This window comes from Micromonospora sp. NPDC051296 (assembly GCF_040682255.1).
Taxonomy (GTDB): Bacteria; Actinomycetota; Actinomycetes; order Mycobacteriales; family Micromonosporaceae; genus Micromonospora; species Micromonospora craterilacus.
The window spans coordinates 1-15,996 of record NZ_JBFBAO010000019.1; the positions used below are offsets into that span (position 1 = coordinate 1).

A 15,996-nucleotide genomic window follows, 5' to 3' on the forward strand; every position below is an offset into this window, starting at 1 on the left:
GCTCTTACGCAGGGTGGTGTTCATGGTGGAAGCTCCGTTCCGGGGGGTTGGGTGCCGCCTGCCGGTGGGGCTGGGGGATGGCGGTGCGGCACCAGCGCCGTGTGGCGCTGAACGAGCGGCGGGAAAGGATCTGGCCGGCGGGCTCGCGGGCTCATGGGCTCTTCGCGGCGCCGGGACGGTGTTCAACGACTGACCGGGGCGGGTCATTCCCGCAGGGGTCTGCCGGTCGCGGCGCACGCCCTGGTCGGGCGGGGCGGGGCGGTCCTGCTCGGTCAGCCACGGGTTACAACGCCATCCACCCGCCCAGGATTCCCCCCCCCCGAGCCGACCGGCCGACCGGGCATACCGGACATAACGCCCGGATGGGGCGGCCTCCGCCGGACACGAGACCGTGCGGCACCGCGTCGGCGGACGCAACGAGAGCCGTCAACGGCAGGCGGGGGTTATCTGTCCCCAACGGGTGATGTCACTGAGAAATAATTATGTCTGAGTGACATCACGCCTACGAGGTAGACATGCTCCGGCTCAGTCCGGCCACCGGGGCTCCGGGATCCCAAGCCTCCGCTTCATCGCATGCCGCGTAACGCGGTCTGGAGGCGTTCCTGAGCGCGGCGGCGGCGTTCGTTGCTGGCCCCGAGGACCAGCAGCAGGAAGCCGACCGGGATCAACGCCAGCCACGGTCCGAGGCTGAACAGCGCGTGCACCGCCGCGATGGCGGTGACCGCCGCGCCGACGATCACCGGTGCCTGCTGCTGGCTCATCGAACCGAAGACCAGTACGGCGACGGCGCCGAGCAGCAGCAGGACCTGACGCAGCGTGCTCGAATCGGTGGCCAGCACGATCGCCAGGGTGGGTACGAAGGCGGCCACCAGCGCCGGCCCGTACGCCACCCAACTGCTCAGGTCGGGCCGCTGGCGCAGTTCCAGGACGCCCACCAGCAGCGCGAGCGCGGCGAACGGCAGCGTGTACGCCTCGGGCAGCGCCACGTGGGCGACCCGCATCAGGATCCACCAGGCGGTGATCTCGCAGACCACCACCGCCCAGAACAGGATTCGCCGCTCGGTCGGCCGGCGACCGGGCCGGGTCGCCGCGAGACCGAGGACCGCGCCCCAGGCGGCCAGCAGAGCGGCGATGTGTCGAGGCGAGTCGAAGGCCAAAGCCAGCGCGATCAGGGCGGCCGCGTACCCGGTCCATTCCACCGTCGCCGCCTCGCGCTGCGCCTCGGGGCGGCGCAGCCGGGGCAGGGTGGCGGCGACGACCTGCAACGCGGCGCCGACTGCGAGCACCCCGAACGCCGACCAGACCGCGGCGAGCCCGGCCACCAGACCGGCGGTGAGTACGAAGAGTTGCGCCATCAGCGAGGCGAACAGCCAGCCGAGGATGCGCGCCGGCGAGGTGGTGCCGGACAGCGCGGCGACCACGCCGACGCCGACCGCGCCGCCGAGGGTGAACAGGGTCAGCTCCCGGGTGGCCAGGCTGCCCGCGAGGCCCGCCCCGCCGGCAGCCAGGCCGATCACGAGGACGAGCACCCGGGCCAGCCGCAACGAGCGGGCCCGCTCCTCGATGGACGGGGGTGGCGTCAGGGCCAGCCCCAGCATCGAGATGGTGAACACCGCCAGCGCCGAGAGGGTGCTCGTCGGCCAGCCGCCGCCGAGCGCGACCGGAGTGATCAACAGGGTCACCGCGGCGCCGGGCAGTACCACCGGCACGGCCCGGGACCGTCGGCCGCCGCTGAAGCCGGTGGCCGCAAGTGCCGCCGTCACGGTGAGCAGCAGCGCGGTGAGCACATGGGTCGGGTTGACCGCGGCCGGTGGTGGGGTGAGCAGTTCCGGTGGCGGCCCGTGCCAGATCCTCTGCAGCGTGCGATGCGGGTCGACCAGCGCCGCCAGCAGCGCCGGGGTGAGGGAGACCAGCGCCAGGATGGTCGGTAGCGCGGCGGCGGCCAGGGCACCGGCGGCCGGGCTCACCCGCCACCGGCGCCGCGCACCGTCGTCGGGCAGCCGCAGCGCCCCGTCCAGCAGCACCGACCAGCGGCGGACCGGATGCGCCGCGCCAGCCGGCGGCTCGGTCGCGCCCCGGACCAGTTCGGCGAGCACTCCGAGCAGGGCCGCCGCGGCGGCGTAGACGCCGACCGGCAGGCCGATGGGTACCGCGGCCAGCGCGGTGACCGTCGCCCCGCCGACCACACCGGCGCTGGCCCAGGGCAGGTACTGCGGGACCTGCCGGCGGGCGGCGGCCACTGCGGCCAGGCCGAGGCTGGACGCGGCCAGGCCGGCAGTCAGCACCACCTGAGGCGAATGGCCGAACTCGGCGGCCAGGGTGGCCATGGCGCCCGGCAATGCCAGCAACGCCGCTCCCACGCCCGCGCCGCCGATCTGCGCCAGGTGCGGCGGCATTCCCTCGGTGTGGATGTCCTCGACGAGCGGCCCGGCCGTGGCGCGGGCCAGCGCCGCCACCACCGCGCCGATCAGCGCGATGCTGGCCAGGGCAAGCGCGGTGGTCCACGGTCGTACCAGGCCGGCGCCGGCCGCGTGCAACGCGACCACCCCGGCGACCGTGATCCGGGACAGCGCGGCCCGGGGATCGGCGGAGGCGACGGCGGCCATCCCGAAGACGGTGGCGACCATGCCGCCGATCAGGACCGGCGACCACCACGGCAGGTTGAACGCGGCGGGAGCGCCGATGGTGGCCAACACGACCGCTACGCCGGACACGTCGTAGCGCCAGGGTGGCGGTAGCAGGATGCCGGCGGCCGCCGCGAGCAGGACCAGGGCGATCGGGCCCTGCCAGGTCGGGCCACCGGTCGGCGCGGCCGGCCAGCCGCTCAGGTCACCGTGCCAGATCGGGCCGGGGGTGGCCAGGACGCCGACGCCACCGCGCAGGGCCATCCAGCCGGCCAGCAGGCCGATCAGCACGCCACCGACCGCGAGACCGAGGACGGGCCCGCGCCGCGACTGCTCGGGCATCGCCCGCGCGGCGACGGCGACCACCAGGACCAGCGCGGCGGCGACGGCGAGCTGCCCGCCCGGCGCGAGCACCGCACCGATCCGCAGCAGGGTGGCGACCAGGGCGGCGGTCACCGCGGCGGCGGCCAGGTCGGAACCGTCCAGGGTCAGGTCGGAGCGGCGGCCGGCATCGATCGACGGGGCCAGGAAGAGCAGCACGGCGGAGACCAGCAGCAGCGCACCGACCCAGGCGTCGGCCACGGTGGCTCCCGGTGCGCCGAAACCGGCCGCGGCGACCACCAGTGCGCCGAGGCCGGTGCCCACCGACAACGGCACCGGGATCTGCCGTTGGGACACCTGGACGACGGCGGCGTAGCCGAGGGTGGCGCAGACGGCGAGGAAGCTGGCCGCCAGCACCGGCACGGTCGCCTCGCGCAGGCTCCCCGGGGTCGGCGTGGCGTCGGTGGGCAGGGTGGCGGCGACGAACGCGGCCACCGCCCCGGGCAGCGCGAAGGCGGCACCTCCGGCGGCCCAGGCCGAGACGATGTCCGCGGCGGCCGGGGCGAGCCGGATCCGGGGGGCGGCGGCGATCAGGGCACCGGCCACGACGAGGGTGACCAGCACGGCGGCGGTCAGCGCCGGGCGGGCCAGGGCGGCGCCCGCGCCGGCCAGCCCGACGCTGGCGGCGGCCACCGCGTGGGCCAGCGCCGCCCGGGTGGTGCGGGCGGACAGCCCGATCGCCCCGATGCCGATCGCGGTGAGCACCATCGGCCACGGCGCCAACGTCCAGGCCAACCCGAACGAGGCCGGTACGGCGAGGGCGGTCAGCGCGGCGCCGGTCACCGCGAACTCGCGGCGGATCTCCGGCGGCAGAGCCAGCACCGCGGCCACGGTCAGCAGGAAGGCACTGGCGGCGAGCTGCCAGGCGGCCGGTCCCACCGCGGCGGCCAGTTCGGCCGGATACCGGCCGAGGTCCGCCGCCCAGGCCGGCAGGGCCGCCCGCACCGGGGCGATCCCGGCGCGCAGGGCACTGCCGGCGACCACCACCCCGCTGACCGTCAACGCCACCGCGGCGGCCAGCTGCGGCCCGCGCCGGGCCGACTCCGGCACCGCGCGGACCGCGAGGCCGGTGACCGTGATGACGGCCGCGATCAGCAGCAGCGAGCGCCCGGGCAGCGCCACCGAGGCAATCCGGCCCAGTGCGCCGATGACGGCGAGGGTGAGCACACCCGCGCCGATGTCGGGCAGCGGGGGACGCCGCAGCAGCAGCGTCCCGGCCAGACAGACGGTGGCGGCCAGCAGCAGCACCAGGCCGGCGCCGGTCGCGCCCGGCATGGTGCTCGTCCGCAGCAGGGCGGTCACCGCGTACGCGAGGCCGACCGCGACCGCGACGCCGTGCAGCGCCCAGGTCAGCTCCCGCAGCCCCGGCACCGGCCGGGTCGGTGGGGCCGCCTGGGCGTCGGCGGTGAGGTCGAGCAGTTCGCCGGCCTCCTCCGGCGCCCCCTCGGGCCGCCCCTCGGCCTGCCGCTGCCGGGGTGCGTTCACCCGGCCCGCCGCGGTCGGGGCCGCCTCGCCGGCGAGCGGCTGCTCCACGGTGACCGGGGAGCGGGCCAACCAGAGGTCGAGCACGGCCACCACGGTGAGTACCAGTGCCCAGCCGGCCGGGCCGGTGATCCGGTCGTACGCCAGCAGCGGCACCACCGGCTGGGCGGCCAGCACGGTGGCGAACCGGGGGGCGCGCAGCCGGGTCCAGCCGGCGTACCCGGCGGAGATGGCGGCGGTGACCGCGAAGATCACCCCGGCGAACACCGTGCCGGAGGCGTCGGCGCCGATCCAGTCCACGGCCCACAGCGCGTACCCGGCGAGCGGCATCAGGAGCAGGCCCACCGCGGCGATGGTCTCGGCGGTGGAGGTCAGCCCCCGCTTGGCCAGCACCGGCGGGGCGAGCAGCATGAGCACGGTCGCGAGCAGCAGGATGCCGAGGCGGGCCAGCGCGTCCATCGAGCTGGTCGCGACCACGGCGAAGACCACCGCGGCGACGCCGAGCAGCAGCGCGCCGAGGCCGAGGGGGATGTTCTGGACCTCCCGCGAGGACGCCTCCGGCGGGTGCTCGGGGTCGTCGGCGTCCAGCCAGACCGGGGCGACCGGTGGTGGCGGCGGCGGATCCTCCGTACCGGCGGTGGCGCCCTGCCGGGGCACCCGGGGCGGCGCCGCGCCGTCGGCCGGAGGTTGGCGCGACGGTCGGCGCCGCAGCACGCGGCGGGGGCGGGCGGCCTGTCTGGTGCGCTCGTCACCGGTGTTGCCGGCGTGCGCGAGGATGTCCCGCTGAAAGAGCGCGGCCTGCATCTTGGCGGCGAGCTTCCGCTGCTCGCTGGCGATGGCGGCCTCGCGGGCCTTCATCTCCGCGATGGACTTTTCGATCTCCGCCAGGTGCTCGGCCCACTGTGGCTGGTGGGCGCCGCAGTGCGGGCAGCGCACCGCCGGCTTGATCTCCCGGCCGCACGAGGAGCACTGAAAGGTCGCCACGACACCCCTCCACCCGCACTGTGGATTCCCACTGTCGCAGCATGCCCAATGCGGGCCAGGAATTCGACCGTTGTCGGCGGGTCAGGTACGCCGGGAGGCAGGACAGCACCGCGCAAACCAGTCGACTTCGGCGTCAGGCCGATCGCGGCGGCTCGGCGAAGTCAGGAAATCCGGCCGCACACTCAGGGCCGGCCCAGGCCGCGGTACTCCCAACCGGCCTGCGTCCACAGTGCCGAGTCGAGGCAGTTCCGGGCGTCGACCACCCGTCGACCCGCGACCAGCTCACCGAGGACGGTCGGGTCGGCGTTGCGGAAATCCGCCCACTCGGTGAGCACGCAGACCAGGTCGACGTCGGTCACCGCCCCGGTCATGTCGGGCTCGTAGGTCAGCTCTGGTACCGCCCGGCGGGCGTTCTCCATGCCCTGGGGGTCGTAGACGTGCACGTCGGCGCCGGCCTTGTGCAGCAGCGCCGCGACGGCGAGGGCGGGCGCGTCCCGGACGTCGTCGGTGTTGGGCTTGAAGGTCGCGCCGAGCACCGCGATCCGGGTGCCGGACAGGTCCGGGCCGGCCGGCCCGGAGCGGCGGCCGAGCAGGTCGGCGGCGAGTTGCAGGACCCGGGTGCGGCGACGCAGGTTGATCAGGTCGACCTCGTGCAGGAAGCGCAGTGCCTCGCCGGCACCGAGCTCCTGGGCCCGGGCCTGGAAGGCGCGGATGTCCTTGGGCAGGCAGGCGCCGCCGAAGCCGAGGCCGGCCTGGAGGAAGCGGTTGCCGATGCGGGGGTCGTAGCCGATGGCCTTGGCGAGCTGGGTGACGTCGCCGCCGGAGGCCTCGCAGACCTCGGCCATCGCGTTGATGAAGGAGATCTTGGTGGCCAGGAAGGCGTTCGCGGCGACCTTGACCAACTCGGCGGTGGCGAAGTCGGTGACCACCAGGGGCACCTCGCGGTCCTCGGTGGCGGCCAGGTCGAACACGCCCTTGTGCGCCGCGTACAGCATGCCGTTGGCCCACTCGCTCTTGACGCCGACCACGATCCGGTTCGGACGCAGTACGTCGTCGACGGCGAAGCCCTCCTGGAGGAACTCGGGGCTCCAGGCCACCTCGACGCCGAGGTCGGTCGGGGTGTGCTTGCCGACCAGCTGCTCCACCCACTCGGCGGTGCCGACCGGGACGGTGGACTTGCCGACGATCAGCGCCTTGCGGGTCAGGTGCTGGGCCAGGCTGGTGACCGACGCCTCGACGTACGACAGGTCGGCGCCCATCCCGTCGGCGCGCTGCGGGGTGCCGACGCAGATGAAGTGCACGTCACCGAAGTCGGCGGTCTCGGCGATGTCGGTGCTGAACCGCAGCCGCCCGGCGGCCAGGTTGCGCCGGAGCAGCTCGTCGAGGCCGGGCTCGTGGATTGGCACCTTGCCGGCGTTGAGTTTGGCGATCTTGTCCGCGTCGACGTCGAACCCGAGTACCTCGTAGCCGAGTTCGGCGTAGCAGATGGCGTAGGTCGCGCCGAGGTAGCCGGTGCCCAGGAAGGTCACCCGGGGGCGGGCGGCACCCGAGGGAGGGGTCACCGCGGCGATGCCGGGCATCGGCTGGGTGTTCGGGTACGGGATCGTCACGCCTGTCTTCTCCGCTCGCACTGGCGCCGCGTGGTCGCGTCGCGTTCCGCTGCGGCGCCTGGCGGGGCGCCGGTGAGAGTGGTTCTCTGTCTGTCTTCCATCATCGCCGAGCGGCGTCGGTGCTCCGCCAGCGGCCGAGCCTACGCACCGGTAACAACACCTGAACTGTGGCCGTTATCCTTCAGTCTGCGTGCTGGGCGCCCAGGTGACGCTACAGACTCCGCATGATAGTGGTGAAGGGGAGGGCCGGCATGGCCGCAGAACAGTCGTTCGACGTGTATCGGTTGCCCGAGGAGCATGAGGCGATCCGGGACGCGGTCCGTGAGGTCTGTGCGGCGAAGGTGGCCCCGCACGCCGCTGAGGCGGATGAGACCGGTGAGTTCCCGAAGGCGTCGTACGACGCGTTGCGCGCCGCCGATTTCCACGCCTCGCACATCCCGGTCGAGTACGGCGGCGCCGGGGCGGACGCGTTGGCCACCGCGATCGTGATCGAGGAGGTGGCGCGGGCCTGCGCCTCGTCCTCGCTCATCCCGGCGGTGAACAAGCTGGGCACCATGCCGCTCCTGCTGGCCGGTTCGGACGAGCTCAAGCGCCGCTACCTGACCCCGGTCGCCGCCGGCGAGGGGATGTTCTCGTACTGCCTCTCCGAGCCGGAGGCCGGCAGCGACGCGGCGTCGATGACCACCCGGGCGGTGCGTGACGGTGATCACTGGGTGCTCAACGGCGTCAAGCGGTGGATCACCAACGCTGGTGTCTCCGAGTTCTACACCGTCTTCGCGGTGACCGACCCCGACGCCCGGTCCCGGGGCATCTCCGCCTTCGTGGTCGAGAAGTCCGACCCGGGGGTCAGCTTCGGCGCGCCGGAGAAGAAGCTCGGCATCAAGGGCTCACCGACCCGCGAGGTCTACCTGGACGGCGTACGGATCCCGGCGGACCGGATGATCGGCGCCGAGGGCACCGGCTTCGGCACCGCGATGAAGACCCTGGACCACACCCGGGTCACCATCGCCGCGCAGGCCGTCGGCATCGCCCAGGGCGCGCTCGACTACGCCAAGGGGTACGTCGCCGAACGCAAGCAGTTCGGCAAGGCGGTCGCCGAGTTCCAGGGTGTCCAGTTCATGCTCGCCGACATGGGCATGAAGCTGGAGGCGGCCCGGCAGCTGACGTACGCCGCGGCCGGCCGGTCCGAGCGGGGCGACGCCGATCTCACCTACTTCGGCGCGGCGGCCAAGTGCTTCGCCTCGGACGCCGCCATGGAGATCACCACCGACGCGGTGCAGCTGCTCGGTGGTTACGGGTACACCCGGGACTACCCGGTCGAGCGGATGATGCGCGACGCCAAGATCACCCAGATCTACGAGGGCACCAACCAGGTGCAGCGCATCGTGATGGCCCGCCAACTGCTCAAGGGCTGAGACCCTCTGACGGTCGTCACCCAGCCTGGTCGTCATCCCGCCCGGTCGTCACCCACTCGGCGCCTGCCGGGCGGGTGACGACCGGTGGATCTCCGTCGGGTCAGTTGGTGGCGTCGTCGCGCCGGGACAGGCTGCCCGGCGGCGCCGACCAGGGCGAGGCGTTGTCGGTACGCCGGGGCAGCGGCTCGGTCGGCGTCGGGTCCGGGTCGGGGTAGCCCAGGCTCGGCGGAGCGGTTTCCCGTTCCGCCGAGTCGGCCGGCGGCCAGTCGGACAGGTTCAGTTCCTGCGTCGGGGTTTCCGCCGCCACCGGCGCCGGTCCGGTGACCGGCCGCGGCCAGGGCCGCCAACGCTGCCCGCTGAACGTCGCCATCAGCAGCAGCAGGCCGATCAGGAAGAGCGTGCCGTTCTCCACCGGCAACCGCAGGGGCAGCGGGTCGCCGAGGAACTCCCAGCCGCCCGGGATGCGGTCGCGCACCTGAAACGGCGTCACGAACAGTCCGACGTACGGGGTGATCAGGAGCAGCCCGGCCACCAGCGGACCGAGCGGTGAGACGCGCAGCGTGCCGAGCAGGCCCAGCACGATGCCGCCGACAGCGAGGTAGACGGCCGGTTCGATGAGGTTGGCCGTGTTGGAAGTGCCGATCTCCACCCACCGGTTGACGGTGCTGGCCGACCCGTCCTGCCCGAGGGTGACCAGCACCCAGGTGACCGGCGCCACCACCAGCCCGGCGAGGAAGCTCCACAGATGTCGCATCCGCGCACCGTACCGTTTCCGACATGACCGAGCACCCCTCCGCCACCCCAGCGGGCAAGCCGACGTCGTACTCCCGGGTAACGCTCAGCCGGATCATGACCGCCGTCGACGTCAACCTCTACGGAACCGTGCACGGCGGGGTCCTGATGAAGTTCGTCGACGATGTCGCCGGGGCCGCGGCGGCCCGGCACAGCGGCGGTACGGCGGTCACCGCCGCGATCGACGAGATCGTCTTCTCCGAGGCGGTCCGGGTGGGCGACCTGGTGCACGCGTACGCCCAGGTGAACTGGACCGGGCAGACCTCGATGGAGGTCGGCGTACGGGTGATGGCCGAGCGCTGGGACTCGGCCGAGGACGCGCCGGTGCGGGTGGCCACCGCGTACCTCGTCTTCGTCGGCGTCGAGGTGGGCGGGGCGCCACGGCCGGTGCGGCCGGTGCTGCCCGAGACCACGGAGGACGAACGTCGCTGGCGGGAGGCGGAGATCCGGCGGGCCCACCGGCTGGCCCGCCGTCGCGCCATCCAGGCCCACCGCGCGCAGTGAGTCGCGTGCCCAGCCGTGCCCGCGTTAAGAAGGGGCCCCTCTACTACCGGAGGCGTTAAGAAGGGGCCCCTCCTTACCGGCGCCCACACACCGGTCGGGGGTGGGGCGTGTGGGGTGGGCACATGCGCCGGCCGGGGTTGGCTGCGGAGAATGACGCTTCTAGGTAGGGCAAGATGGCGCCACGGCCCACCGCACAGCGTCGTGCCGGGCCAGGGGAGGAGTGGATCAGTGACTGACGTGCTGTGGACGCCGCCGGCGGACGTGCTCCAGCGGTCGCGGATCGGGGCGTACCTGCGCTGGCTGGCCGAGCACCGCGGGCTGGAGTTCGCCGACTACGACGCGCTGTGGCAATGGTCCGTCACCGACCTGGAAACCTTCTGGCGCTCGATCTGGGACCACTTCGAGGTCGTCGCGCACACCCCGCCGACCGCTACCCTGACCGGGCGGGGAATGCCGGGTGCCCGCTGGTTCCCCGGCGCCACGCTCAACTACGCCGAGAACGTGCTGCGGATGCCCGGCAAGGGCGACGACGACCCGGTGGTTGTCGCACACGCGCAGACCCGCGCGCCGGTGGTGCTGACCGCCGCGCAGCTGCGCGAGCAGGTCCGCCGGGTGGCCGCCGGGCTGCGCCGGCTCGGTGTCGGCACCGGCGACCGGGTGGCCGCGTACGCGCCGAACATCCCCGAGACGTACGTGCTGCTGCTGGCCACGGCGAGCCTCGGGGCGATCTTCTCCTCCTGCGCGCCGGAGTTCGGCACCCGCAGCGTCACCGACCGGTGGCAGCAGATCGAGCCGAAGGTGCTGGTGGCCGTGGACGGCTACCGCTACGGCGACAAGCCGGTGGACCGGCGCGCCGAGGTGGCCGCGATCCGGGCCGCGCTGCCGTCGCTGCGGCACACCGTGAGCGTCTCCTACCTCGACCCGGCGGCGGCACCATTCGAGGGCGCGATCTCCTGGGCCGACCTGGCGGCGGAGACCGACGAGCCGCTGGGCTTCACCCCGGTGCCGTTCGACCACCCGCTGTACGTGCTCTACTCCTCCGGCACCACCGGCCTGCCCAAGCCGATCGTGCACGGCCACGGCGGCATCCTGCTGGAACATCTGAAGATGCTCGCCCTGCACCACGACCTGGGCCCGGCCGACCGCTTCTTCTGGTTCACCACCACCGGCTGGATGATGTGGAACTTCCTGGTCTCCGGGCCGGCGGTGGGCGCGGCGATCGTGCTGTTCGACGGCAACCCCGGCCACCCTGACCTGGGTGCGCTGTGGCGGCTGGCCGCGGAGACCGGCACCACGTACTTCGGCACCTCGGCACCGTTCCTGCTGGCCTGCCGCAAGGCGGGCCTGGTGCCACGGGAGATCGCCGACCTGTCCGCGCTGCGCGGGGTCGGCTCGACCGGTGCGCCGCTGCCCGCCGAGGGCTTCACCTGGGTGTACGACACGGTCGGCACCGACCTCCAGCTTCAGTCGCTGTCCGGCGGCACCGACGTGTGCACCGGCTTCGTCGGCGGGGTGCCGCTGCTGCCGGTGCACGCCGGGGAGATCACCTGCCGCGCCCTGGGTGCCAAGGTGGAGGCCCGGTCACCCGAGGGCACTCCCGTCATCGGCCAACTGGGCGAGCTGGTGATCACCGAGCCGATGCCGAGCATGCCGGTGGGCTTCTGGAACGACCCGGACGGGGTCCGCTACCGGGAGGCGTACTTCGACGTCTACCCGGGGGTGTGGCGGCACGGCGACTGGATCACCATCAACTCCCGTGGCGGTTGTGTGATCACCGGCCGCTCCGACGCCACCCTCAACCGGGGCGGCGTGCGGCTGGGCACCGCCGAGTTCTACTCGGTGGTGGAGGGGCTGGACGAGGTCGTCGACTCGGTGGTGGTGCACCTGGAGGACGACGAGGGTGGTGCCGGCGAACTGCTGCTGTTCGTGGTGCTCGCCGAGGGCTTGACGCTGGACGACGAGCTACGGAAGAAGATCTGCCGCGAGCTGCGTACCGCCCTGTCTCCCCGGCACGTGCCCGATGAGATTCACCAGGTCCGCGCCGTCCCGCGGACCCTGTCGTCCAAGAAGTTGGAGGTCCCGGTCAAGAAGATCCTCACCGGCACCCCCGTCGACCAGGCCGCGGCCAAGGGTGCCCTGGCCAACCCCGAATCCCTGACGGCCTTCGTCACCCTCGCCCAGACCCGCCCCACCCCCTAGCCCGCCCCGCCCTCGCACCGCGAGGGTCAGGGGAGGGGGAGGGTGACCTTTTCCGCGGCTTGGCGGTCGGGCAGGCGGGTCGGGTCGGGGTGGGCGCACAGCACCAGGGTGGCGTGAGCGGCGAGCGGGGCCAGCAGCCAGTCGATCGGGTCGGGCAGGGCGTCCACGTCGATCAGGACGCGGTCGCCCGGCTTGATGCCCAGCTCCGCGGCGCGGGCAGTCGCCCGGGTGCGCAGCGCGGCATGGGCCGGGCCGCCCGGCGGGTACGCCCCGAAGTGGTCGCCGTGGGCGCGGACCTCGGTCACGTAGTCGGCGAAGCCGGCCGGCACCTCCCGCAGCGGCAGCGCGAACGGCTGCAGCGCGAGCGCGTACCGGTCGCCGGCCGACCAGGCTTCGGACTCGGCGACCCGGTCCGCGGCGGCGAAGAGCACATCCACCTCGCCCGGCCCGTGGTGCACGGTCAGCCCGGCCGACCAGCAGCCGAGCAGCACCGCCGCGGTCTGCCAGTGCGGCGGGAGCAGCACCCCCGCAGTGTCTCCGGGGCCGAGGGCCAGTTCGTCGACGAGCAGGTTGGCCGTCTTGGCCACCCAGTTCGCCAGCGTCGCGCCGGAGAGTTCAGTGCGTTCGCCGGTGGCATCGTCGTACCAGGTCAGCAGCGGTCGGGTCGGGTCGGACGCGATCGCGTCGGCGAACACCCGGGCAATGTTGTCGGCCATCGGCGCGAACGATACGCGCCTGCCGGCCGTACTCGATGACAGCGACAAGTCGGCGTACCGTCGGGTCGCAGTCAGCGTCCGTACCCGGCTCCGGCGTAGGCTTGCCCGGAGTGTCGTTCCCCACAGCCCCGCCAGTGCAAGGAGTCGCCCCGTGACCGCCGGTCGCCCGCCCCGTGTGCTCATCGACGCCACGAGTGTCCCCGCCGACCGCGGCGGCGTCGGTAGATACGTCGACGGACTGCTCGGTGCCCTCGGCAAGGTGTGCGGGTCGGCGGTGGATCTGGTCGTGGTCAGCCTCCGCACCGACCTGGAGCGTTACCGCAGGATGCTGCCCGGCGCGGAGATCATCCCCGCGCCCGCCGCCGTCGCGCACCGGCCCGCCCGGCTCGCCTGGGAGCAGACCGGCCTGCCACTGCTGGCCCAGCAGGTCGGCGCGGAAGTGCTGCACTCGCCCTTCTACACCTGCCCGTTGCGGGCCGGCTGCCCGGTCACGGTGACCGTGCACGACGCGACCTTCTTCACCGAGCCGGAGCACTACGACAAGTCCCGGCGGACGTTCTTCCGCAGCGCCATCAAGACCTCGCTGCGCCGCGCCGACCGGGTGATCGTGCCCAGCAAGGCGACCCGCGACGAGCTGATCCGACTGCTGGACGCCGACCCGACCCGGATCGACGTGGCCTACCACGGCGTGGACCACGCCGCCTTCCACGCCCCGGGTGACGAGGAGAAGGCCCGGGTGCGCGCCCGGCTGGGCCTCGGCGGCAGCAGCTACGTGGCGTTCCTCGGTGCCAAGGAGCCACGCAAGAACGTGCCGAACCTGATCCGTGGCTGGGCCCGGGCGGTGGCCGACCGGCAGGACCCGCCGGCGCTCGTGGTGGCCGGCGGCCAGGGTCACGACGACGACATCGACCGCGCGGTGGCCGAGGTGCCGTCGCACCTGCGGCTGCTGCGTCCCGGTTACCTTCGCTACGCCGACCTGCCCGGTTTCCTCGGCGGTGCCCTGGTGGCCGCCTACCCGTCGTACGGGGAGGGCTTCGGTTTGCCGATCCTGGAGGCGATGGCGTGCGCCGCTCCGGTGCTCACCACGCCCCGGCTGTCGCTGCCGGAGGTGGGTGGCGACGCAGTCGCCTACACCAGCGAGGATCCGGACCAGATCGCCACCGACCTGGGCGCGCTGCTCGACGACGAGCCGCGCCGGCTGTCGCTGGCCAAGGCCGGCTTCGACCGGGCCAAGGAGTTCACCTGGGAGTCCAGCGCCGAGGTGCACATCGCGGCCTGGTCCCGGGCGCGGGCCTGACGCCGCAACCGGGGGGCCCGGTCCGGGCGGTTCGGGCATGATGTCCTAGTGATCTATGTCGTCATTCCGGCGGGTGGCAGCGGCACAAGGCTGTGGCCGCTGTCCCGCGCCGGCCACCCCAAGTTTCTCCATCCGTTCACCGGTACATCGGCGTCGCTGCTCCAGGCGACGGTGGAGCGGCTGACACCGCTGACCACCCCGGAGCACACCATGGTGGTCACCGGCGCGGCCCACGCGGCGGCCGTGGCCCGCCAACTGACCGGTCTGCCGGAGGAGAACATCCTGGTCGAGCCCTCGCCGAGGGACTCCTGCGCCGCCATCGCGCTGGCCGCGGCGGTGATCGCCGTACGGGATCCGGACGCGGTCATGGGTTCGTTCGCCGCCGACCACCTGATCGGCGACCCGCAGCGGTGGGTCACCACCGTCCAGGAGGCGGTCCGGGGTGCGGAGCAGGGGCTGCTGATGACCGTCGGGATCACGCCGACCCGGCCGGAGACCGGATACGGGTACCTCCAGACCGGCGACCCGGTCGGCGACGGCCCGATGCGCCCGGTCATCGAGTTCAAGGAGAAGCCGAGCGCGGAGGTCGCCGAGGCGTACCTGCGATCCGGCCGCTATCTCTGGAACGCCGGCATGTTCGTCTGGCGGGTGTCCGCGTTCCTCGCCGAGCTGGCCCGCCAGCAGCCCGCCCTGCACACCGGGGTCACCGCCATCGCGGCGGTGTGGGGCACCGACGAGCAGGACGACGTGCTCGGCGCGGTCTGGCCGACGCTGCCGAAGATCTCGGTCGACTACGCGGTGATGGAGGGCGCGGCGAGCGCCGGGCGGGTGGCGACCGTGCCGGGCGATTTCCAGTGGAACGACGTGGGTGACTTCCACACCCTCGGTGAGGTGTTGCCGGCGGACGCCGACGGCAACGTGGTGCTCGGGGTGGACGCGAAGGCCGAGGTGCTGCTGCGGGACAGCAGCGGCATGGTGGTGGTGCCGCAGTCCGGGCGGCTGGTGGCCAGCGTCGGCGTACGCGATCTCATCGTGGTCGACACCCCGGACGCGTTGCTGGTCTGCCCCCGCGACCGGGCCCAGGACGTCAAGGCGATCGTCGACGAGCTCAAGGAGCGGGGCGAGGACAAGCTCGTCTGAAGGCTGCCAGTCCCGGTGTGACGAGCCGGGCCGTCCCGCCGGCCAGCGGATGTGGCAGCTGGTCCGGCGGGAACCAGCCCAGTGCCTCGGACTCCGCGCTGACCCGTTCCACCGCCCCGGGCGGGGCGAACACGGCGAACCGGACGTCGTGGTGCAGCGACCCGCCCTGGCAGCCCACCGGGTGCACGTCCACGTCGATCGGCACCGGATCCACCCGCAGGCCGGCGATGCCCGACTCCTCGGTGGCCTCGCGCAGCGCCGCCGCGGCCAGCGTCCGGTCGCCCGGTTCGCAATGCCCGCCGAGCTGCACCCATTTGTGGAACTTGCCGTGCAGGCAGAGCAGCACCCGGGAGCCGGTCGCGTCGAACACCAGCGCGCTGGCGGTGACGTGACCGGCCCGGTGCTCGCGGCCCATCGCGGCCGGACCGGCGGTCAGCAGGTCGAGCGTACGGTCGCGGGCGGTTGCGGCGTCCGGGCTGGTCGGCGCCCAGTCGGCGAGCAGTGCCAGCGCGTCGGCGTGCAGCGCCACCCAGCCGCCCTCGTTGTTAAGAGGGGGCCCTTTTACTACACGAGGCGTTAACAAGGGGCCCTTCCTTCCATCACCGCACAGGGTACGGGTGGGAGGTGGGGGATTCTGGCGCGGCCGGGCGGGCTCGACGAGCGGGCGGCACCCCCTGCGGAATTCGTGAGCCGCAGACCCTCGTGTGGTGCCGCCCGGTCGACCGTCCCCGTCCCCGGGCGCCCCGAGGCTGGGCACGTCCGACGTGCGTCGCCCTGGTGGCACGGGGAAGCATGGCGGACCCGACCGGCGGGCGTCGAGGTGTTTCAGCTGAGGCTTAACAGGCCGAGGCT

The 15,996-nt window shown here is 73.3% G+C and carries 10 protein-coding genes; 5 read left to right on the top strand and 5 right to left on the bottom strand.

The genetic code is table 11. The features are described from left to right. Positions 1-566: 566 nt before the first annotated feature. Together AB0M52_RS03850 and AB0M52_RS03855 are read right to left on the bottom strand one after the other, a co-directional pair. Positions 567-5,471 (bottom strand): permease, encoded by a 4,905-nt coding sequence (locus tag AB0M52_RS03850; protein ID WP_363948504.1) that lies wholly within the window; start codon positions 5,469-5,471, stop codon positions 567-569. A gap of 182 nt (positions 5,472-5,653) precedes the next feature. Next, entirely contained in the window at positions 5,654-7,081 is a 1,428-nt protein-coding gene (locus tag AB0M52_RS03855; RefSeq protein WP_363948507.1) for a UDP-glucose/GDP-mannose dehydrogenase family protein, read from the bottom strand. Positions 7,082-7,332: 251 nt separating this feature from the next. Here AB0M52_RS03855 and AB0M52_RS03860 point away from each other — a divergent pair, with 251 nt between their 5' ends. Next, positions 7,333-8,496 (top strand): acyl-CoA dehydrogenase family protein, encoded by a 1,164-nt coding sequence (locus tag AB0M52_RS03860; RefSeq protein WP_363948510.1) that lies wholly within the window; start codon positions 7,333-7,335, stop codon positions 8,494-8,496. A 100-nt stretch (positions 8,497-8,596) separates the two neighbouring features. On the opposite strand, the gene AB0M52_RS03865 is transcribed toward AB0M52_RS03860, so the two are convergent. After that, on the bottom strand, positions 8,597-9,250 hold the full coding sequence (locus tag AB0M52_RS03865) for a hypothetical protein (RefSeq protein ID WP_363948513.1): 654 nt from the start codon (positions 9,248-9,250) through the stop codon (positions 8,597-8,599). Positions 9,251-9,273: 23 nt separating this feature from the next. Here AB0M52_RS03865 and AB0M52_RS03870 point away from each other — a divergent pair, with 23 nt between their 5' ends. Beyond that, positions 9,274-9,792, top strand: coding sequence for a hotdog domain-containing protein (locus AB0M52_RS03870; RefSeq protein ID WP_363948515.1), 519 nt, complete (start codon positions 9,274-9,276; stop codon positions 9,790-9,792). Between the two features lie 228 nt (positions 9,793-10,020). Then, complete coding sequence (locus tag AB0M52_RS03875; protein WP_363948518.1) at positions 10,021-11,991, top strand: acetoacetate--CoA ligase; 1,971 nt, start codon at positions 10,021-10,023, stop codon at positions 11,989-11,991. Positions 11,992-12,017: 26 nt separating this feature from the next. Here the strand turns inward: AB0M52_RS03875 and AB0M52_RS03880 are convergent, their stop codons facing one another. After that, positions 12,018-12,707 (bottom strand): TIGR03089 family protein, encoded by a 690-nt coding sequence (locus AB0M52_RS03880; RefSeq protein ID WP_363948521.1) that lies wholly within the window; start codon positions 12,705-12,707, stop codon positions 12,018-12,020. Positions 12,708-12,858: 151 nt separating this feature from the next. On the opposite strand from AB0M52_RS03880, the gene AB0M52_RS03885 reads away from it, so the two are divergent. After that, positions 12,859-14,004 carry a glycosyltransferase family 1 protein gene (locus tag AB0M52_RS03885; RefSeq protein ID WP_363948524.1) on the top strand — a complete coding sequence of 382 codons (1,146 nt, stop codon included), beginning with the start codon at positions 12,859-12,861 and terminating at the stop codon, positions 14,002-14,004. Positions 14,005-14,052: 48 nt separating this feature from the next. Further along, on the top strand, positions 14,053-15,144 hold the full coding sequence (locus AB0M52_RS03890; RefSeq protein ID WP_363948526.1) for a sugar phosphate nucleotidyltransferase: 1,092 nt from the start codon (positions 14,053-14,055) through the stop codon (positions 15,142-15,144). On the opposite strand, the gene AB0M52_RS03895 is transcribed toward AB0M52_RS03890, so the two are convergent. Further along, on the bottom strand, positions 15,113-15,673 hold the full coding sequence (locus AB0M52_RS03895; protein ID WP_363948529.1) for an NUDIX hydrolase: 561 nt from the start codon (positions 15,671-15,673) through the stop codon (positions 15,113-15,115). The two genes, AB0M52_RS03890 and AB0M52_RS03895, sit on opposite strands and share 32 nt — an antisense overlap. Between the last annotated feature and the right edge of the window lie 323 nt (positions 15,674-15,996).